Genomic DNA, 18,496 nt, shown 5'->3' on the forward strand with positions numbered 1-18,496 from the left:
TTATATGAAAACTTATATCATACTTACCATAGGCCTATTAATGGCCTCCTGCTCAGATTTTCTAGAGCTCAAGCCTGATCGGAAAATGGACATTCCGAGTACGCTTGCTGACTGCGAACTCTTGTTGAATGAATATGCTGTACTTAACAGCAGTTTTGCAGCAGCAAATCTAATCGCAGGGGAAGAGTTTTACCTGAATGGCGAAGACTGGAGTTCCATATCGGATCCGGATGAGCGCAATGCCTACATCTGGTCGGATGAGCCCACGATCAATGCCGCTGCATGGCAAGGGCCCTATAAGGCGGTTTTCTATGCAAACCAGATATTAAGTGTAGTGGAAGCACTTTCGGCGCAGGAGAAGGAGAGTCAGCAAGCAAAGGAGATTGTGGGTAACGCTCATTTCTTTCGGGCTTTTGCCTATCAGCAGTTGCTCGAGCTCTATTGTCTGCCCTTTAATAAAAATACGGCTGCTGCGGAACTGGGGCTACCCCTGAAATTTACACCGGATCTTGAGTTGCCCAAGGGAAGGGCAAGCCTATTGGATACCTATCAGCAGATTGTGTCGGACTATCAGATGGCCGCAGATAAGCTGCCGCTAACGGCTATTGCTCGGAGCAGACCCAATAAAACGGCTGCCTATGCCGGACTGGCACGACTGTATCTTGATATGCAGGACTACGCGGGTGCTTTTCGCTATGCAGATTCTGCATGGAAAGCACAGCCAAATTTGTTAGACTACAATACACTGGATATATACGATGAAATGAGTATCCCCAAGAACAATGCGGAGATCATATTTACGGCGCAAACATTTTATTCGGAAACATTAACACCTTATGCCGCACGGATAAATCCGGACTTGATGGCGCTTTATGCGAATCATGATCTGCGTAAACTGATCTACTTTCAATACAATGATTTTGATCCCGGAACCTATGGTTACAAGACCAATTACGACCAGAGCGCTATTGGAGCATTCATAGGCTTTACTTCCAGTGAGATGTTACTGATCCGTGCGGAGGCTGCAGCCCGGTTGAGCAAAAACATGGATGCTCTGGCTGATATCAACCTGCTGCGTAAGAACAGGTTCGCAAATGGAAAATTCGTGCCCGTCGATTGGGGGAATGATATGCTGCTATCCGAGATATTGAAAGAACGACGACGCGAATTGGTATTTAGGGGAAGACGCTGGGCCGACACGAAACGATTGAATCAAACAGGTGTAACACAGGTCGTTCCTCGGCGCGAGGTCAATGGGACGAATTATCAGCTTGTGGTCGGCAGTCCTAAATATGCTTTTTTAATCCCCCGTGCAGTAGTAGACCTAAATCCAACAATTGAACAGAACAAACGATAATATATACAAATAGAAAGATGAGAAAATTAATAATGACATTAGGTTTATTGATAGCCTTTCAGATTAGCTTTGGTCAACATAATGCAAATGTAGATTTAAGTAACCAGTTGAAAATTAGCGCTGCGGTACCGGATATGCCTGCCATGGAAATACTGAATTTCTCAGGGACAAAGGTCGACCTGGATGACTATAAAGACAAGGTATTGATCCTGGATTTTTGGGATACCAGCTGTGCTACCTGTATCCAGCTGATGCCCCATGTCAAGGAAGTGCAAAAGGAAGTGGGGGACAAAGCCCAGATCTTTGCGGTGACTTGGCAGTCCAAAGAGCTGATCACGGAATTTTATAAAAAGAATAAATACCTCAAAGAGAAAAATGCGTATTTGCCCACCATTGTGTCGGACTCGCTATTAAAAAAATATTTTCCGTATCAGGGGGTACCACACACGGTGTTTATTTATATGGGTAAGGTAAAAGCTATTACCTATCCGGATTATATCAAATCAAAGTTTATCGATGAACTTATTGCGAACGAAAAATTGGATATCCCGGTAAAGGACGATTTTAATACCAAGACAGTGATACATGATTCGGCCGATGCTAACCTGAAGGGAAAGGTCCTGATCACAGGATATCGAGACGATCTGCAGTTTAAGGGCGGACTACCAATCGAAAAGGATTCGGTAACGGGCATGTATGTGACGAGCTTGATCAATACCAGTATTTTTAATGCCTTTAAGCGGCTATATAATTTCATTGACCCGCCAAATTTTCTCTGGATTCCGGGTAGAGTAGAATGGAACGTGAAGGATCCATCCATGTATGAGTATCAGTCTAACACGATCGGACCAAGGATATGGGATACGAAATATGCGATCTGCTATCAACGTTTTAGTCAGGATACTTTGTCTAAAAAGGAGATGGCAAAATTGGTGATGAACGACCTTGTTTCATTTCTGGGGGTAAGTGCATCTATTGAAAAGAAAGAAAAAGACGTAATCATTATTAGAAAGACCGATAAATCACAGGAAAATGCTGTTAAGCCAACGGATGGTCGGCGAGTGGAAGGTGCAGATAATCTTGCTTTTTTACTCGATGTAAGCGAACTCTATCCACCAGCATTTGATGAATCGGGCTTTAAAGAAATTATAGAGATCCCAGATTATAGCTCCTTGGAAAAACTAAATGAACAGATACTTTATTACGGCTTGGAAGCAGTCCGTGAAAAGAAGGTGATCGAGGTTATGATCATTAAGGAAAGAGGGCATTAATCAAGGATAATTCCTACCCTTGATTGATTTTCGGAATAATTAAGGAATCGACCGTAAGTGAACATTTGCCGTATTCATTTGCGTATTGAGTGCATGAGTCATTTCATTCCTCAGTGGAGTGGTGAATACAGGCTTATTGTTTGCATTTGCACTTGTCTGAATTGCGCAGATGTATCCAACACCCGTACAGGACGGTTTACCCGTTATAATCCAGTCGTTGGGATCTGCAGGATCACCACCAGTTACTAATTGAAACCAAGGCATAATTTTTAGATTTAAAAGTGAAACATTTGATTTTCAGAAAGGGCGCCTTATGAGCGCCCTTTGAAATAAGGTGCAATACCTTATTTACGGATTTGTTCTTAACTGAACGTTTGTGCTACTGGAGTTTGTATTCAACGCTGTAATCATCTCGTTCCTTAGGGAAGTAGTGAATACAGGCTTGTTGTTTACATCTGGACTTGTCTGAATTGCACAGATATGATTCGCACCACTACAGCCGGGTGAAGTCACTTGATTGTAGTCGTTTGGATCTGTTGCATCTCCATTAGCAAGTAATTGAAACCATGCCATAATTGTATGATTTAAATTGCCTAACTTAGATTTATGAATTGATCACAATGTCGCTGTTCATATCGGTCAAAAAAGTTGGACAGCACATTGGCCCCGAGTCCGCACATAGCGAATTCTTTGGTCTGGCGCTGGGACTCCTTATTCTGCCAGACCAATCCTTCCTCTACCGCCTATGCGGGAAAGTCGTATATCTACGGCCGTGTCGATCTCTGACCGGCCCGGCACAACAACAATTTCCCAGCGGGATTCGATGATCCCCTGCCATGACCCTGACATTCTCCTGCAGCAATGCTGGATGGCCCTGCTTCGGATTGCTCACCGTCGAGCAGATCGGGCTCATCTCCGAGATATGCCTGTTGGTCTGTCCTTTGCCGTTTGACTGTTGTTGCTTCATTACTGTAATTTAATGCTCTGTATTTTTTCTTCTTTCGTTAATTCAAAGATATTACAGAGGTTTTGGCCGAAACGAGGACACCAAGTGGCCTAAAAATCACTTTCGTCGTACATATAGTCGTTTTGCCCGCCGGATAGTTCGCACGGACATATGTAATAACCGGGCCTGCTGGGTTTGTGTAAGTGCATGGCAGAGTTGCGGCAAATGATCCGCAAAATAGAAATAACGATCTGTGGATATAAGCAATGAATCCATTACCCGGAGATGGTCAAGCTGGTATTTTTTCTTATTGACTATTAAATCAATTAGCGTATCAATCGCCTTTTCTTGGTTACGATAGGGCGCTATTGCTTTGTAGGGAATCTTTAAGACTAACCCCGATTTTAAACAAACTATATCACCCAAAGCTGGACTTCTGCTAAAAAAATGCATCGTCGTAAAAAATCCCACATGGGGTAGGGCAACGGTCATAATCAGTCGCTGGTCCCGATCAGGGCAATAACGCTCTTTTGCCAATATGCCTACTAATACAATGTAGAGCGCGGATTGCATATGCGGCATTTCCGATAGGATCTGACCTCTTTTCATCGGTATAATCTCTCCATTTTCCAATAGCCAGCGCTTATGGAAATCTTCAAGGTCGGGATGTAATTTTTCCCAATAGCTGTAAAATGTCACAAGCGACTCGTTTCCTGAATAGTATGTTCCCATTTGGTTAAATCGTTATTTTAATATGGCATAGCATATTCAATAGTACGCCATTGCTCATAAGATTTATATATGTTTTCGGCATTCAACTAGAAATGAATTTCGAATAAAGTAAATTTAGGTCCTAAGAGGTTCATTCAAAAGGTAATTGTTTTACTTGACAGTCTGCGTTTAGGTAAATATATTACCTATGTTGGGCCTGTTTAAAATAATATATTTACAGCCAATTATTTGACTGATTATGATTGAAACGAAAGGTAAACCTAGGTGGTATGATTATGTTATTTGCATTGTCACCGGTATTTTTGTGGTGGCTATCTGTAATTTTGCGGCCTATATCCCTGCGCTCCGGTCTTTACCCGAGCAGCTTTATGATAAAATGATTGTAGATCGGATTAACTGGTCTCTATCGTCGGCAACTTTTTATGTGTTTTGGTTTTCTGTTGTTATGCTCGTAGTGCAATCAGATTTTAAATATAGACCTCCCCATAATCTGGTATTATGGTCGGTCTTACCTCTCACGTTAACCAACTTACTTTTCGGATATGCCATCTTTAATGCAAGACGGAATAGCAGCGCACTGGACGAAGCTTTAGATGTAGTGCCTATGTCGAGGGACGAATCAGAAATCCTGGCCTTTTATCAACAGGCCGATTTAAAATATTACTTATCCGCAGTAATAATTGGCTATTTGGTATTGATCTTCTTCAAAGGATATCAAAAACGAATGCTTGCAATTTTGAGTGCTGAGTCTAAAAATCCAACTAAAAAAACTAGGTCAAAAGATGTTGAAGAAAAAAGGTTATTAGACGAAGCACAAAAGCTTGCCAATACATTTGCTGATACAGACAAAATTAAATCTACTGATCCAGATAGCGAGGTTTTAGATGTGGACTTTTTCGCGTTTATATATGGGGAAGGTTTTGATTATGTTATCATTAACGAAGGTTATGCGATCCCTTTTGCAGCTGATGACGATGAACCAATTGATACTATTTTTGAAGGAATTTTTATACAGATCAACAGCACGCTGTATATTCGTGCTGACCATATTATGTTATTTGATCTGGAAAAGCACTATATTATTATATCTCCTGCCCTCGAAGAGCTGTTTGAAAAGATCAACAGAAAAAGTGTTCAAAGTAAACTTTATTCTTACCGCTGTCAGCATAAGCCTGCAAGCTATTACCAGATAGAACCTACGCTGGTAGACAAAATAAAAAGTACATTCAAAATGGATTAGCAAAAGATTAACCTTTTTAGTTGCTTATCGGTAAAAATTTTACCGTTAGATAAACCGTTTGGTAAAATAACTGTTTCATGTCGAGTTTTATTTTTAATTAATTAAGGTTTGTAATATATTTAAAGTTTATTATTTTAAATAATTAACTTTAGCGTTATCCAATTTATGCAGCCCGATATTGATATACAACTTGCCCTGTTTCAGATTATCGAAGAAAAAATAAAAGATCCTGAACGAACGACAGCGGAAATGATGGAATTGCTTTGCGTCGAAAAACGTTCGCTGCGCAATCGGCAAAGGGGGACTACATATTTGACTGGTCCCGAATTTTACCGGCTTGCCCGCCATTTCGATATCCGTTTGTACGATATCGAACTACAGCTGCAACAGCAAGCCGCAGCAGAAGGCAGACTTGAAAAATCACCGGGCCGGGCACCACAAACTGTATTGTCAATCGACTCCAATTATATGCCCTTATTGCGCCTCGAATTCACGGACCTTCAACAATATATCGACGCGCTGTGCGAGGAAATGGAGATCTTGGCCAGCAAGGATAGTCCCTGGATAAAAATGGTATGCTCCGAAGTGCCGCTATTTCATCTGGTGGGCTTTGAACAACTGGCCTTTTTTAAGATCTTTATGTACTATCATCATATTGTGGACGAAAAACTCACCTTTGAAGAGTTTCTGAGAAAAATAAAGCGCTTTGACTTATCATCACGCTTTCGAACCATATTTGAAAGCTATGCTGCCATTGACAGTGAAGAAATCTGGGATAGGCATACTTTTGAAAAACTGCTGCGGCTCATTCATGAGTGCAATGTATATGGTAAGTTTGAGCAGCAAAAGACTGTTGAAGGATTGTTGGCGGAGGTCGATGAGCTCGTGAAATACCTCAATCCCATCATTCTGGAAGGTAAAAAAATAAAAGGAGCATGGATCGAACTCTATGATTATGAATCGGTCATGCGCGAGGGGATTACACTGATAGGAGTGGGGAATAAGCCTACAAAAGCATTTTTTACCTTATTTATGCTGCAAAATGTCAGCACCACCCATACGGAAATCCTGTCCTTTCTGAAGCTGGCATTTCACGCAATTTTAAGGCGGTCTAATCTGATAGTCAAAAGCTCAAATAGGCTCAAAAGCACATTTCTCAATTTACTTTCTGAACAGGCTATGCAATACCGAAATAAAATCCTTAAAATTCATGAATAAACGTGATAATGTACCTTGTGCCGGTATGAAAATCTTCAATTATTATAAACCCGATCAATTGGTTTTCCAACAATGGAAGGGGAGGGCGATTGATCCTAAATCCCAATCTATGAATAAATTTATACATTGTGAAGGCTGTTTTGACATTTCTGCGAAGCCAAAAGAATGTCGGCAGCCCTGCTTACACGACGCATTCAGGTATCTTGTTGACAGGATCACGGATTCATCCGAGCAGATTAAAACGTTGATTCTCCGAAAACTGCCCGATCCACCGCTGGTGCTGGTGCATAGCAAAGAAGTATGCCGCTATGTGGGCATTGTTTCAAAAACACTATACCGCTGTGAAAAACAGGGCTTAATACTCCCATTCAAAAAAGACCATACCGGCAAATATTTTTTGCATGCAGATATGGTGGACTTTAAAAAGAAATATCACCACCTCCCGGATTGATTTCCCTAGAATCCGAACTTTCTATTTTCTTCTTTCGTTTTGTTTCGATTTTTTGAACAGCTTTCTTCTTTCAATTTTCGGCACTCATTCAAAGCTTCTTCGCTTCTGCTTCATACCATATTCGCAATCACTGCGATATTCCGCTACATATCCTCCACTAATTCCCTACTAAAAGAGTAGGAAAACAGTAGGGAATAAGTAGACAGGCCGGATAGAAATGCCAAACCTGATACGGGCCAATCCCGAAGCGGGATTGAAGCAACATCGGGATGATGCCTGATGGACAAGGTTACAAAGATCTTTTTGCCCCGGACAGTAAACGGACAATTGTACGCGCTGTGAATCCCTTGGAAAATAGGGCCAGGACAGCGATCGGACTATCCGATTTCCTACCTTGAATTTGCCAATTATCGATTTTATGTTTGTTGCTGTAAAGCATGATATACCGGTATAAATCAAGTTTTTACATGTGTTAAACTTTAAAAAATAATAACATGGGAACAATTAGAAAAGGTGCAAATGGTGGATTTAGCGGTAAGGCTGGATCCGTAATAGGAGCTAGCTGGAAAAGTATTGATTATATCCGTGGGCTTTCAAAAAAGAGCAACAAGCCCGCAACAGAAGAGCAACTGATACAGCAGGCGCGCTTCTATACCATTGCCAAATTTATTATGCCTATCGCACCTTTTGTGCAGGTAGGTTTTTCGCAGATCAATGCGGATACGATGACGCCGACAAATGCAGCGTTGCAGGCCAATATCAAGACTGCTGTGGTGGGTACGTACCCCAACTTTATGCTTGATTATGCTAAGGTACAAATTTCGCAGGGAAGTCTGCAGCCCGGCGGTAAGGTGAAAGCGGAGGTCGCTGCTGGAATGTTGATGATCAGCTGGACAAATAAGGCGATTGCTATTCAAAAGGGGCAATTGGACGATAATGTTTACATCTTACTCTACCATCCGGAGCTGGACGAATTCCTGACGGCTCCCGAGCCTCCAACGCGGGGCTTGGGAACGGTAGATATCGAACTGCCAGAACACTTTTTAGGCGGTAAAGGACAGCTGTGGCTCTTCTTTGCGGATCGAAAGAACAAGCGAATCAGTCGGACAAACTATTTGGGTGAGTTAGACCTGGTTTAAAAAACGATAGGTTATGGCCGGTACCAGGTACCGGTCATACTATAGTACATTGTGATGATTTAAGCTTGTATAAAAAGGGACTAATAATATATAAAATGAAAATACTAACGAAACAAAAGGAAAGAAGGGCTTTTGTTGCGAATGGAACAGAAACCGTTCGCATGAAATTCACCAAAGCAAGAAAATTTCTCAACCCAGTGAATTATATCCTACAGATGGGTTATACATCGCGAAAGAATAAAAATAGAAAGACGCCTATCGGCAGGGCGATGTCCGCAATATTACAGGGGGCCATGGTCGGTACGTACCCCAATATTGAAGTTGACCCTGCAAAAGCGAAACTGAGTGCTGGCGTGAAGACTCCTCTGAGGGTCTATTCCGTTGAGCGTCTGGGAGCAGCTATTCTGCTCGCTTGGGATCCGGTAACGGACAAGGTCAGATGCGATGAATGGGATGACAGTATTATTCTATGTGCTTATGCTATAATGCATGAACTGGCGGCGATCAATGAAGAACCAGTGCTTCGGCATCAGGGGAAACTACAAATGGAACTACCGGAAGGAATGGAAGAACTGCCGGTACATCTGTACCTGATTGTACATGATAGAGACAAAACCAATTTTTCCAATAGTCAATACTTAGGGCTATTTGAATAGCTGCTAGCCATAGAATTATAGATGAACTTATTTAAATAATCAATGAAAATAATACAAAAACAACTGGCCTCCGATATCGAGGATATCTATTGGCCGCTAACAAATAGACAGCTGCTCGGCATTGTGCTGGCTGGTCTGCTTGTATTTTTTATTTCAGCAGGTCTTTTGCTCCAGGCAATAGATCCGACTGCGGGTGTATTGGATATTGGCATATTGTCCGTACTGCTATTCGGAATTTTGGCCGGATTGCTGGCGATCTACTGCTGCTACTGGCTACAGGAAATCCTTTGGCAACCATTCAAATTCTTTCGGGAAAATTTTAGTTATCACTTTAATCAATTGACATCATGGCAACAATGCATTATCTATTTTTCGGTGTTCTTTCTGTCGCTGTTCTCTTTTTTGGCGGTATTAACAATTCTGCTATAAAGCGAGAAGTGGCAGAAGATCAACTCAGATCTATGGCTATGGGGGCCAGACCTGGGCATGCGGATCGAACAGAAAATTTTCGCGAAAACATTGTGAATATCGCTGTGCAGGAGATCGGCATGCGTGAAGCCACCGGAAATAATGATGGCAAACGTGTCGAAGAATATCTGACTTATACCGGCCTCGGAAAAGGCTATGCTTGGTGTGCGGCATTTGTCTCGTGGTGTTACGGCAAAGCAGGCCGATCGGTACCAAGCAATGCTTGGAGTCCGGCCCTATTTCCGAAGGCCCGACGTTATAGTCAGCGGCAGATACAGGGGGATGCTATCCGGCCAGCTGACCTCTTTGGGATCTACAATAGGCAGCTCGCACGCATTGACCATGTGGGCATCGTTCGAAAGATCGAGCGAAACTGGATACTGACCGTGGAGGGAAACGTGGCGAATCGGGTCGTATCCAAGCGACGCGCTGTATTGGCTATTTACGCGTTTTCAAATTGGCTGGATTGAAAGGATGGTGATTATGGAAATAAAGCGAATCAAAATTTTATGTGTCTCTATTGGGCTGCTTATCCTGATTTCCTGCAAGCTATATGATCATAAAAAGCGCAATAAACGAGAAGAAGTTGAAATAGACTGGCAGCATACCGAACGGCGTCAACGGCTGTATACTTTCCGGCAGGATACGCTTTCCCGCTTGTGGTATTTTTGGACGGATAGCAGTTATCGTTTTCATCCGGATAGTGGATTCATCGGACAACAGGGACAACTTGTTATGCTGGAATCGAAAGTGACTACACGCCTCAAAAATGGACTTTCCTCCCAAGCTAGTGAAAGGAGCTTGCAAACCGAGTTAAGGTCAAGCAGAGATAAACGCAGCACATTGACGATCCCAAATCTTTGGTTAATCACTTTTATAGGAGCGACCGTTCTTCTGCTCGGCTGGAGATTTAGAAAATTTTTCAAAACCTTCTTGCCCTGAAAATGGTTGTCCAATTACCTTAGGCATTAGATTTATTGTATTTTTTATAGGCTAGGTCGTAATTCCCTAGCCTATTTTATTGCTTTGATAAACGATCTATTTCGTCATAGTAGCGTTGATCCCACAAAAACTCCATACTAAACTTTCCTGCCGATGTCAAATGGACGGTAGCCTTGTTCCATTTGTTGCTTTCATTTGCTGTGGTAATACAGTGAAGTTCAAGAATGTCAAATGTCAGCTGGAAATCGAATTCATCCACGTTGATTTGTTTTTTATTCATAGTTAGATCCGCATACTCGCCAGTAAAACTGACCATAGTCCCAATGGTTTCTATTTTCAGCTCCGCAGAGACCCATTCTTCTCCGATGACAGCTTTTATATTATCGGCAATAGCATAGTATATTTCGTCGATTGTTTTCATCTCTTTAATAATTTGGGGCAATGTTTTGATCTCATATAAATGTAGTGATTATTCGCTGTATTACTTAAACCTATCAGGATACATCGGTTAATGAAAAATTATTCGCAAGCGCAATTGGCGGACTTGGTCGGTGCCAGCAAACAGACTATCAATGCCTTGGAGGCAGAAAAATATTGCTTGATCTCATAATTACCTAAAGTAGTCCGTTTGTCGTCGCTATAAGGCTTGAAATAGGATAGAGCTCGCACAAGTGCGTGTAGTATTCACATGAGATCTAGAAAAATTTGTATTGGTATATATCTTTTTATGTCAAAGCCGGTCAACTTTAGGATAATATAATTTCATGAAGTTGGAATAATGATTTAAATTTGAGCGGAATAAGTCAGCCAAAACGCATTACAGCATTCATATTACTATTTATAATGGAAGGTAAACAGTGTCATGTATTCAGGAGAATAACGCTCTTGATGTTAATCGTATTAAATTTTTCATGTTTCTCTCCTGATCATAAAAGTGATGCCGATGCTGGATTACAGGATACCGCATTAGTGAATAGGCTCAACTTGAAGGCTTATGCGCATTGGTCCAGTTTTCCGGATTCGACCATGATACTGGGCAGGAGAGCGCTTGCGCTGAGTGACAGCATAAGATACAGGACCGGAAAAATAGATGCATTCCGAAATCTTGGGATCGGGGCCTATGAGAAGGGGATGTACAGTGAAGCCATTGCGTATTATAATCAGGCCATATCGATTGCCACGGAGGAGGACGACCATGGCCGGAAAGCCAAAATATTAAGTAATCTGGCAATGCCTTATATTGCCCTGGGTGTCCATACCGAGGCACTCAAACAGTTAAACCTGGCTATCGAACTGGCCGATAGCTACCATTTGCCCTTGATAAAGGCGCACGCTATTCATAATATGGGAATGGTCTACCATTACCAGCACAAGGATGATAACGCTATTTTATATTATAGGGAGAGTCTCAGGCTGTACGAGTCATTGGGCGACTCCTCCCGGTCAACCTTTATTCTCGGAAATATCGGCCATCTCTATTTACATAAAAATGATCTGCAACATGCCAAAGAGCTGTATGATCAATCTTTAAACCTGGCTGAAAAAAATAAGAATTACAAAGCCATCGGAAACGCGCTCCAGTCATTGGGGTCTTTATATATGGAAAAGAAAGATTGGGATCATGCGTTGTCTTACTACCTGAAGGCCAAAGCCACCCTTGAATCCACGGGCGAGCAGACCGAATATTTGAGATTGCTGGACAATCTTGCCACATGCTATCTGCGTATGGACCATGTGGATGCGGCCATCCGTTATTCAGAATTATGTTATGAGTTGGCCAAGCAGAATAAACAGTTGTATTATATACAAAGCGCTGCGAACCGGCTTGGTACGATGCTGGAAAAAAACCAGGAACTATCCAGGGCAATTTTCTTTTATAAAGAATATAAATCCGCATCGGACTCGCTCTATAGTGCCGATAACAAAGAACAGCTGGTACGGAATGAAGAGGAATTTAAGTTTAAAAAGCAACAAAATGAGCTAGAATCCCTGTATCGTGCCAAAGTTTTGCGACGGAATTACATTTTGCTGGTGGCCACCGTGCTGATTGTTTCGTTGTTGGTCATTGCGGTTCTGTTGGTGAAAAATGTGAAAGACAAAAGGAAAGCCAACGAGGCGCTCCGCAATACAAATGAATTTATTGAAGAGCAGCATGCCTTATTGGAAGAATCGGATAATTTCAAAAAGTCTCTTTTAGCGTTGGTGACGCATGATGTGCGCGCCCCGATCAATAATTTAAACCGTATCCTCATGCTGATCAGGGATGGACTTGTGCCGCCGGAGGAAATTAAAAAATTACTTTCCTACAATAGTGAGGAATTTGATTCCACGATCAATCTAATTGAGAACTTGCTGCTCTGGGTCAATCAACATCTCCACGCATCGGATCTGGTCATAAGTGAATTTGATGTCATGGATATTTTCCGGCAGATTCATGGTATATACATAAAACGTCTGGAGGAAAAGAAAATTAAACTGCTGATGGAATGTGACGAGGGCCTGAAGGCGTTGGCTGATGCCGAGGTCGTCATGATTATTCTTCGCAATCTGGTTGACAATGCGATCAAATTCTGTAAACCGGATAATCAGATCACGTTAAGGGCGGCGGTAAACGATCAGAACAATCGTATTACGTTTAGTGTCATTGATACGGGGGTGGGGATGTCCCGACAGGTGCAGGAAAATTTATCCACTGTCACTGAACCTGTCAGCCACCGGGGAACAAAAAATGAAAAAGGGTATGGTATCGGACTGCAGCTCTGCCGTTATTATCTGGGACTAAGTCACAGTGAACTTTTAATCGAGAGCCGACAAGGGCAGGGATCCATTTTCCGATTTGAACTGGACCGCTCTACCGATGGACGACATATACAAGATATTAGATCACTTCGTGTTCCCGGGCAAATGTAATTAATTGTGTGATGGACTGGCAGTTTATCTTGGCCATCATTTTCCTTCTGTGGGCCACGACGGTGTGGGAACTCAAAAATAATTTTTCGGCTGTTTTGGCAATGCTATCTCCACGGGCGAAATATTTTAAAAGTTCAATTTCGCGCGGCGTAAATCTGACCGTGGTGGACTGATGGTTTTCAAGCAGCTTTTCAAAAAACGGATCAATAAAATGCTGATCTAAGCGGACCGAAGCAAGGCATGATTTTAAGGTGTCAAGATTGCAGGACTTACTTAAAATTCCATCGGGATTATAATTTTTCAATGTTTGAATAAGCAGTGGCGAGAGCGCGCTGGTCAAAAAAATCGTCTTCGCATTTTTATTCAACCGGTCTATTTCAGGCAAGAGGGAAAGCCCAGTTTCTTCTGATAGGTAGTAATCTAAAAAAATATAGATTTTTTGGGTACCTGATGATGCTAAAAACCGCAGGAAGTCATCCTTACGGTCAAATGATTTTACAAAATGAAAGAGGCCGTACTTTTCTAAAAGTAAGGAAAAAGATGTGGCAAATAGACCATGATCATCTAAGATAACAGCAAGTTGTGAATCATTTGTCAACATAGCGCATTTTGAGTTCAGGAATCCAAAGTTACCTATTTAATTGACATTTCTTTTTATTTACTGCTGATTTATCGTGTTGTTTTCGTAGCAAAAATTTGTTATATGGTTCTAAAAGCATAGCAAAAATTTGCTATCCGACCCCCTGTTAATTGATAATCGCATTTGTTTGTAGTTGATTTGCGGCAAATTCCCGGACATCTCTTTACGTACGGTTGAAGCATAGAATAAGTAGAAAAGTAAATAGTCTCAAATCAATGTTAATTAACATGAAATCGAAATTTAGAAGTATTGGCAGCGTGGGAATGTTGTCCTTTGCAGCCTTAGCCTGTACAACCATTTATTCCTGTAAAGAAAGCAAGGACAGTGTAGCGGCAAGCGGCAAAGCCAGCGTGAGTATTCAGTTACTCGGCGTAGAAAACCCTGTCGTCACCACCAAAAAAGCAGGTAAGGGTGGCAGCGCTGCGTCCGCCCAGACGGTGGTGATCCCCTTGACAAATTCAAGTTCTTTTGAAGCCACATTGACCAGCGAGCCGTCCGTGACAAATGGCAGCCTGTTGCGGGCATCGTCCGGTAGCCGTGCTGCGGCGACTGAAGAGCGGACACCATTGGCAGATAACATCAAGTATAAAGTCGTGGTGTACAACGCCGCAGGAGATTATGTGACCGAAAAGACCTATACCAATTCAGTCGACAATACGGCTGCGATCGCGTTGGATGCAGAACAGACCTATACTTTTGTGGCCTATTCGGTCAATAGTACCGCGACAGTTCCTGCGGTAACAGCACAGGCAGATCTTGCCAATGCAAGCTTGGACAACGTCAGTGCCGATCTGATGTATTTCAGGAAAGATCTAACGGTCCACTCAGGTGATAACAACCTCGATGTGATCCTCAAACATAAGTACAGTGAAGTCACGACCAACCTGAGCATGGCGACTGAAATGACGGGGGCCATTACCGCTCTGGGAACGACGACGATTGACCCCACACATCCAGGCGCAAATCTAAAATTGGCTGACGGTACAATTACCTACAATGGATCTACCACGACGGCTAATGTTGTATTCCCCACATTGGGTGCCGGCCTACGTACTGTCTCCAGTACACCGACACTGTTGATCCATCCGGGGGCAACCAACGGAGTCTTTAAGTTTGGATCGATTACCATTGATGGCGAAACGAAAAACAATGTATCTGTGGGAGGTTTAAACATTGTACCGGGCCAGCGGTATAACCTCAACCTGAACTTCAAAACCTGTACACAACCAGTGACTGGCGGAGCTGATCTAAACTGGACCTATCCGGCTTCGGGATCAGGTGCCATTGTCGATGGAGTGACGCGGCCAGCCGGATATGTAGTGACCAAAGAGTTAACTGCGCCCGGTGCTGATTATGGATTTGTGTTTGATATTCAGCAACTGGATAATTCCTTTAATATGGAAGTAAATGGCCAAAAATTGGCGACACAGGAGATTCAGTTTGAGGCAGGCATTGCCATTGCACCGCGTAATGTACGTTTTGCGGACGGAAGTCTTTATGGTGGAACCAATACGGAAGGAGGCACAGTGCCCCAGGTCTACAGCTTGACCGGTACTGCAGCCAATCCGGTTATCCGCGTGGTCATAAGCCGCACCGGTGAGGTATCCATGTATGGCAGCAAAAGCAATGGCGGAGCATTATATCCGTTGGAGCTGACACTGGGCTCTTTCAACACCGTGCCATGGAACTCTACATCCAATACGGTAAAAATTACGCAGATAGTACAGGGAGCGACGAAAATGGTCGGCGCCGGAAGCGGTAGAAAAAAGATTGCTTGTCCATAACTCCCGATAGAATTAAGTCCGTTAGTAAAAACAATGAAAAATTGATCATATCATGAAAAATATAGAACGAAAAATTTATATAAGTCCACGCATTGAAACAATGGAAGTAATATTGGAGCAGGGCATCGCCGCAGGTTCGGCGGCAAACACGACCAACGATCCGCAGGAATCCTGGGATAAAGCCGATGACGACAATCGACTGATCAACTGGTAATGTTGGTGTAGCGCTATGGTTCTGAAGACTGGCCCGTTATTTTGCGGGGCCAGTCTTTTTTTTAAACCACATTCAATGCTCATCGTATTGTAAGCAATAGTCGTTATGTCCGACCTTTTTACTTGGGACAAGGGGCAGTTAAAAGAGGTAAAACTGCTTGCCCGGAAAGGAGGAACCTGCAAACTCAAGTATAAGGATCAAGTGAAAACAATCCGTACACAAGTGGGGAAAAGTTATGTGTTGAAGTTTTAAAAAAATGCTAGCCCTTGACATCCGGGGGCTAGCATTTTTTTAGGTTAAGCAAAAAAATCTTATCTGATTTTATGCGCAAATAGCCCTCTTTGTTTATTGGGCTTATTGATAGGGTTGTTTTAGATCTTTTTCGAATAAGGTAAATGGATCCTGGTAAAATTTTAGGAAGTCTGCCGCACTGGCCTGCCCGGGAAAAGGGGCATAATAGTGTGTCGGACTTTCCTTATCATTGCGCCATACCAATACATAGGCCATGTTAACGCCCGCTGTTTTTAGCACTTTCAGCAATACATCGTTCCACCATTGTGGATTGGGAATGGATTCCAGACCTGTTTCGGTTAATGCGGCAATTTTACCGTTCTTTTCCGCAAAAGAACTTAAGATTTTGAGTTTATGGACCGCTGCCGGTAGATCATAATGGCCATCGCGGCCAAAATCTGCGTAATTATCCATTCCAACGATATCTACCCAGTCACTGCCCGGGTAGCGTTCCAAAAAATCCTGCTCGGAATTAAATTGACAGTCGGGCGAAAAGGCATAAATAAAGTTATGTACCTTCAATTGATCCCGGAGATAACTTACCGTAAATCGCCAGACGGCTATAAAATCTTCGCGCGAGGTATATTTTTTTCCCCACCAGAACCAGTCTCCGTCAAATTCGTGGAAAGGACGAAAAATAATAGGTATTGCTGCTCCGTCCTGTCCCTTAGCACGTTGTGCAAATGCCGCTATGGATTTTAGCAGTTTTTTATAGTGCCGGTGATGTGTGCCGCCCGGTTTAATGGCGGCCATCGCCGCTATGGATGTGGAGTCGTTCCAGTAAAAACCATCATTGGAAACCGGATTGTTAAAATGCCAGCAAATGGTCGTAATGCCACCACGGTTGTATGTATCGCTGACCTGTTGCAGGAGCAGCTGCTGATTTTCGGAAATGGCTTTGGGAGATTGACCTGAAAAACCCATAAAGTCGAAGCCGATGACAGCCGGATGCGAACCGGTGACCGATTGTACATCCGATCGGTCTTTATCGCCCTGCCATCCATGTCCGTAGGCTGTAGCATCCTGCTGGCCGAACAATACATGACTGCCAGCCCATCTTTTGAGGTTTTTATACAGCGCCTGTGTTTGTACCGTTGCATCTTTATCAATCAATTGCTGCTGCCCCCAGCTCTGCAGCCCCAGCATGAGTAAATTAACAAATAAGAGGATTCTCATGCTTTAGGGGTTAAGTGTTCTCAATTGCGCCTTGATATATTGCCCCGCCGGGGTAAGATGCTGTTTCTTCCAATGGCCATGCAGGGGAGCCATCGGTTTAAGCAAAGCGGTTGTTTCGTCCTTATCCGTCAGATTCCAGTTTGCCCAGCTGAGTTGATTGTTTTCCATCCAGTCGAGCCAGATCTTCGTCTTTTTCAGATCAAACTGGCCATTGCCGTCGGCTTCTCCTACACCCCATTCGGTAATGAACAGCGGCAATTGTTGATCGATTGCTTTCTGAGCACGGTCTCTCAGCTGCTCCTGATGATTCGGATCGCTCGCATAGAAATGAAAAGAATACGCAATGTTATTAAAGCCCTGAATCCGATCATTGGCCACACTATCCACATCTTGATCCCAATGCGGAGATCCGACGACAATGATATTGTTTTTGGCATCCTTCCGGATCGTATGGATCAGCTCCTCAGCATAGGACTTGACCACTTGCCAGGTCGTTCTTTCGGGTTCATTCCAGATCTCATAGATAAGTTGTGGATGATCCGGATACTGCTGTGCCATCCGGGTAAAGAAAGCTTTCGCCTGATTGATGTTGCGGTCGGCATGGTGGTCGTGCCAGTCTATCAGGACATAGATGCCACGCTGCAATGCCCGGTCTACAACGTTCTTGATCAGTGTGAATTGCTCTTCAGGAGATTGCAGATAGCCACCGTCCGGTTCCACGGCTAGCGCAACACGGATCAGGTTGACTTTAAAATCGTCGACCAGCCGGTCAACGACTGCTGGGGTATAGTACTTTTTGCCGCCCCATATACTCCAGGAGAAACTGATGCCTCGCAATTGGACGATCTTGTCGTGTTGGTCCACTATTTTTCCTTGTTTTATACTGAGGCTTCCATGCCTTTGTACTGCGGTCTGGGAAATTCCGCTTTTATGGAGCAGGCATAGGATCACCGCTACCGTAAAAATTTTTATATGCTTCATCATTTGTAATGGGTGCTAGGTCGCCGAATAATCGACGATTTTTACTGAGCGGCATTTGATCGGGACCAAATGCCGCTGCA

The 18,496-nt window shown here is 43.1% G+C and carries 22 protein-coding genes; 14 read left to right on the forward strand and 8 right to left on the reverse strand.

Annotated features, from left to right (window positions below; translation table 11 throughout):
* The first annotated feature begins 4 nt into the window (after positions 1-4).
* Together G6053_RS08005 and G6053_RS08010 are read left to right on the forward strand one after the other, a co-directional pair.
* Positions 5-1,357, forward strand: coding sequence for a RagB/SusD family nutrient uptake outer membrane protein (locus G6053_RS08005; protein ID WP_121126846.1), 1,353 nt, complete (start codon positions 5-7; stop codon positions 1,355-1,357).
* A gap of 17 nt (positions 1,358-1,374) precedes the next feature.
* Positions 1,375-2,628: a TlpA disulfide reductase family protein gene (locus G6053_RS08010; RefSeq protein ID WP_165306102.1), complete on the forward strand. Its 1,254-nt coding sequence runs from the start codon at positions 1,375-1,377 to the stop codon at positions 2,626-2,628.
* 39 nt (positions 2,629-2,667) lie between these two features.
* Here G6053_RS08010 and G6053_RS08015 read toward each other — a convergent pair whose 3' ends face one another.
* The 4 genes from G6053_RS08015 to G6053_RS08030 form a co-directional block, all read right to left on the reverse strand.
* The gene (locus G6053_RS08015) at positions 2,668-2,892 is read right to left on the reverse strand and encodes a hypothetical protein (RefSeq protein WP_165306103.1); all 225 of its coding nucleotides are present in this window, start codon (positions 2,890-2,892) and stop codon (positions 2,668-2,670) included.
* 84 nt (positions 2,893-2,976) lie between these two features.
* Entirely contained in the window at positions 2,977-3,201 is a 225-nt protein-coding gene (locus G6053_RS08020) for a hypothetical protein (protein ID WP_147430542.1), read from the reverse strand.
* Between the two features lie 138 nt (positions 3,202-3,339).
* Positions 3,340-3,477, reverse strand: a complete 138-nt coding sequence (locus G6053_RS08025; RefSeq protein WP_165306104.1) for a hypothetical protein — start codon at positions 3,475-3,477, stop codon at positions 3,340-3,342.
* 214 nt (positions 3,478-3,691) lie between these two features.
* Entirely contained in the window at positions 3,692-4,306 is a 615-nt protein-coding gene (locus tag G6053_RS08030; RefSeq protein ID WP_165306105.1) for a hypothetical protein, read from the reverse strand.
* A 238-nt stretch (positions 4,307-4,544) separates the two neighbouring features.
* Between G6053_RS08030 and G6053_RS08035 the strand changes: the two genes are divergently transcribed.
* The 8 genes from G6053_RS08035 (at position 4,545) to G6053_RS08070 (ending at position 10,420) form a co-directional block, all read left to right on the forward strand.
* Positions 4,545-5,546, forward strand: a complete 1,002-nt coding sequence (locus tag G6053_RS08035; protein WP_165306106.1) for a hypothetical protein — start codon at positions 4,545-4,547, stop codon at positions 5,544-5,546.
* A gap of 165 nt (positions 5,547-5,711) precedes the next feature.
* Complete coding sequence (locus G6053_RS08040) at positions 5,712-6,764, forward strand: hypothetical protein (protein ID WP_165306107.1); 1,053 nt, start codon at positions 5,712-5,714, stop codon at positions 6,762-6,764.
* Positions 6,757-7,215, forward strand: coding sequence for a hypothetical protein (locus G6053_RS08045; protein WP_108632573.1), 459 nt, complete (start codon positions 6,757-6,759; stop codon positions 7,213-7,215). The genes G6053_RS08040 and G6053_RS08045 overlap by 8 nt, the downstream gene beginning before the upstream one ends.
* Before the next feature lie 494 nt (positions 7,216-7,709).
* Positions 7,710-8,354 (forward strand): DUF6266 family protein, encoded by a 645-nt coding sequence (locus tag G6053_RS08050; RefSeq protein WP_108632572.1) that lies wholly within the window; start codon positions 7,710-7,712, stop codon positions 8,352-8,354.
* A 95-nt stretch (positions 8,355-8,449) separates the two neighbouring features.
* Entirely contained in the window at positions 8,450-9,010 is a 561-nt protein-coding gene (locus tag G6053_RS08055; protein ID WP_108632571.1) for a DUF6266 family protein, read from the forward strand.
* A 42-nt stretch (positions 9,011-9,052) separates the two neighbouring features.
* Positions 9,053-9,439: a hypothetical protein gene (locus G6053_RS08060; RefSeq protein ID WP_165306108.1), complete on the forward strand. Its 387-nt coding sequence runs from the start codon at positions 9,053-9,055 to the stop codon at positions 9,437-9,439.
* Positions 9,358-9,948: a CHAP domain-containing protein gene (locus tag G6053_RS08065; RefSeq protein WP_165306109.1), complete on the forward strand. Its 591-nt coding sequence runs from the start codon at positions 9,358-9,360 to the stop codon at positions 9,946-9,948. The genes G6053_RS08060 and G6053_RS08065 overlap by 82 nt, the downstream gene beginning before the upstream one ends.
* Positions 9,949-9,961: 13 nt before the next feature.
* Positions 9,962-10,420, forward strand: coding sequence for a hypothetical protein (locus G6053_RS08070; protein ID WP_165306110.1), 459 nt, complete (start codon positions 9,962-9,964; stop codon positions 10,418-10,420).
* Positions 10,421-10,496: 76 nt separating this feature from the next.
* Here the strand turns inward: G6053_RS08070 and G6053_RS08075 are convergent, their stop codons facing one another.
* Complete coding sequence (locus tag G6053_RS08075; RefSeq protein ID WP_165306111.1) at positions 10,497-10,841, reverse strand: immunity protein YezG family protein; 345 nt, start codon at positions 10,839-10,841, stop codon at positions 10,497-10,499.
* Positions 10,842-11,308: 467 nt separating this feature from the next.
* Between G6053_RS08075 and G6053_RS08085 the strand changes: the two genes are divergently transcribed.
* Entirely contained in the window at positions 11,309-13,330 is a 2,022-nt protein-coding gene (locus G6053_RS08085; RefSeq protein ID WP_165306113.1) for a tetratricopeptide repeat-containing sensor histidine kinase, read from the forward strand.
* Here the strand turns inward: G6053_RS08085 and G6053_RS08090 are convergent.
* Positions 13,299-13,931 (reverse strand): response regulator transcription factor, encoded by a 633-nt coding sequence (locus G6053_RS08090; protein ID WP_165306114.1) that lies wholly within the window; start codon positions 13,929-13,931, stop codon positions 13,299-13,301. The genes G6053_RS08085 and G6053_RS08090 overlap by 32 nt on opposite strands.
* A gap of 266 nt (positions 13,932-14,197) precedes the next feature.
* Here G6053_RS08090 and G6053_RS08095 point away from each other — a divergent pair, with 266 nt between their 5' ends.
* The 3 genes from G6053_RS08095 to G6053_RS08105 all read left to right on the forward strand — a co-directional run bounded on the left by G6053_RS08095 (position 14,198) and on the right by G6053_RS08105 (position 16,220).
* Positions 14,198-15,754, forward strand: coding sequence for a fimbrillin family protein (locus G6053_RS08095; RefSeq protein WP_165306115.1), 1,557 nt, complete (start codon positions 14,198-14,200; stop codon positions 15,752-15,754).
* A 52-nt stretch (positions 15,755-15,806) separates the two neighbouring features.
* The gene (locus G6053_RS08100; protein WP_165306116.1) at positions 15,807-15,968 is read left to right on the forward strand and encodes a hypothetical protein; all 162 of its coding nucleotides are present in this window, start codon (positions 15,807-15,809) and stop codon (positions 15,966-15,968) included.
* A gap of 105 nt (positions 15,969-16,073) precedes the next feature.
* The gene (locus G6053_RS08105; protein WP_165306117.1) at positions 16,074-16,220 is read left to right on the forward strand and encodes a hypothetical protein; all 147 of its coding nucleotides are present in this window, start codon (positions 16,074-16,076) and stop codon (positions 16,218-16,220) included.
* Positions 16,221-16,322: 102 nt separating this feature from the next.
* Here the strand turns inward: G6053_RS08105 and G6053_RS08110 are convergent, their stop codons facing one another.
* Both G6053_RS08110 and G6053_RS08115 read right to left on the reverse strand, forming a co-directional pair.
* Positions 16,323-17,435, reverse strand: a complete 1,113-nt coding sequence (locus G6053_RS08110; protein ID WP_165306118.1) for a glycosyl hydrolase — start codon at positions 17,433-17,435, stop codon at positions 16,323-16,325.
* Positions 17,436-17,438: 3 nt separating this feature from the next.
* The gene (locus G6053_RS08115) at positions 17,439-18,419 is read right to left on the reverse strand and encodes a glycoside hydrolase family 5 protein (protein ID WP_241254949.1); all 981 of its coding nucleotides are present in this window, start codon (positions 18,417-18,419) and stop codon (positions 17,439-17,441) included.
* Positions 18,420-18,496: the final 77 nt, after the last annotated feature.

This window comes from Sphingobacterium sp. DR205 (assembly GCF_011064245.1).
Taxonomy (GTDB): Bacteria; Bacteroidota; Bacteroidia; order Sphingobacteriales; family Sphingobacteriaceae; genus Sphingobacterium; species Sphingobacterium athyrii.

Coding starts and splice junctions, on each gene's coding strand:
- G6053_RS08005 (WP_121126846.1), top strand. CDS start 5: ATGAAAACTTATATCATACTTACCATAGGCCTATTAATGGCCTCCTGC.
- G6053_RS08010 (WP_165306102.1), top strand. CDS start 1,375: ATGAGAAAATTAATAATGACATTAGGTTTATTGATAGCCTTTCAGATT.
- G6053_RS08015 (WP_165306103.1), bottom strand. CDS start 2,892: ATGCCTTGGTTTCAATTAGTAACTGGTGGTGATCCTGCAGATCCCAAC.
- G6053_RS08020 (WP_147430542.1), bottom strand. CDS start 3,201: ATGGCATGGTTTCAATTACTTGCTAATGGAGATGCAACAGATCCAAAC.
- G6053_RS08025 (WP_165306104.1), bottom strand. CDS start 3,477: ATGTCAGGGTCATGGCAGGGGATCATCGAATCCCGCTGGGAAATTGTT.
- G6053_RS08030 (WP_165306105.1), bottom strand. CDS start 4,306: ATGGGAACATACTATTCAGGAAACGAGTCGCTTGTGACATTTTACAGC.
- G6053_RS08035 (WP_165306106.1), top strand. CDS start 4,545: ATGATTGAAACGAAAGGTAAACCTAGGTGGTATGATTATGTTATTTGC.
- G6053_RS08040 (WP_165306107.1), top strand. CDS start 5,712: ATGCAGCCCGATATTGATATACAACTTGCCCTGTTTCAGATTATCGAA.
- G6053_RS08045 (WP_108632573.1), top strand. CDS start 6,757: ATGAATAAACGTGATAATGTACCTTGTGCCGGTATGAAAATCTTCAAT.
- G6053_RS08050 (WP_108632572.1), top strand. CDS start 7,710: ATGGGAACAATTAGAAAAGGTGCAAATGGTGGATTTAGCGGTAAGGCT.
- G6053_RS08055 (WP_108632571.1), top strand. CDS start 8,450: ATGAAAATACTAACGAAACAAAAGGAAAGAAGGGCTTTTGTTGCGAAT.
- G6053_RS08060 (WP_165306108.1), top strand. CDS start 9,053: ATGAAAATAATACAAAAACAACTGGCCTCCGATATCGAGGATATCTAT.
- G6053_RS08065 (WP_165306109.1), top strand. CDS start 9,358: ATGGCAACAATGCATTATCTATTTTTCGGTGTTCTTTCTGTCGCTGTT.
- G6053_RS08070 (WP_165306110.1), top strand. CDS start 9,962: ATGGAAATAAAGCGAATCAAAATTTTATGTGTCTCTATTGGGCTGCTT.
- G6053_RS08075 (WP_165306111.1), bottom strand. CDS start 10,841: ATGAAAACAATCGACGAAATATACTATGCTATTGCCGATAATATAAAA.
- G6053_RS08085 (WP_165306113.1), top strand. CDS start 11,309: ATGTTAATCGTATTAAATTTTTCATGTTTCTCTCCTGATCATAAAAGT.
- G6053_RS08090 (WP_165306114.1), bottom strand. CDS start 13,931: ATGTTGACAAATGATTCACAACTTGCTGTTATCTTAGATGATCATGGT.
- G6053_RS08095 (WP_165306115.1), top strand. CDS start 14,198: ATGAAATCGAAATTTAGAAGTATTGGCAGCGTGGGAATGTTGTCCTTT.
- G6053_RS08100 (WP_165306116.1), top strand. CDS start 15,807: ATGAAAAATATAGAACGAAAAATTTATATAAGTCCACGCATTGAAACA.
- G6053_RS08105 (WP_165306117.1), top strand. CDS start 16,074: ATGTCCGACCTTTTTACTTGGGACAAGGGGCAGTTAAAAGAGGTAAAA.
- G6053_RS08110 (WP_165306118.1), bottom strand. CDS start 17,435: ATGAGAATCCTCTTATTTGTTAATTTACTCATGCTGGGGCTGCAGAGC.
- G6053_RS08115 (WP_241254949.1), bottom strand. CDS start 18,419: ATGATGAAGCATATAAAAATTTTTACGGTAGCGGTGATCCTATGCCTG.